A 223-nucleotide genomic window follows, 5' to 3' on the forward strand; every position below is an offset into this window, starting at 1 on the left:
ACGGGCTGGCGCCTGGGCTGGATGGTGGTGCCCGAGGCCATGGTGCCCGTGGTCGAGCGTCTCGCGCAGAACCTGTTCATCTGCGCCAGCACCGTATCGCAGCACGCGGCGCTGGCCTGCTTCGAGGCCGAGAGCATTGCCGAATACGAACGCCGCCGCGCCGAGTTCAAGGCCCGGCGCGACTTTTTCATCCCCGCCCTGCAATCGCTGGGCCTCACGGTGC

Annotated in this window: 1 protein-coding gene; it reads left to right on the plus strand. The window is 68.6% G+C overall.

The features are described 5' to 3' along the window. Positions 1-223, plus strand: a 223-nt coding sequence (locus DBV10_RS23280) for an aminotransferase class I/II-fold pyridoxal phosphate-dependent enzyme (RefSeq protein WP_233590037.1), incomplete at both ends; no start/stop codon positions are given.

The sequence above is a fragment of the Acidovorax sp. FJL06 genome (assembly GCF_003852545.1).
Classification (GTDB): Bacteria; Pseudomonadota; Gammaproteobacteria; order Burkholderiales; family Burkholderiaceae_C; genus Acidovorax.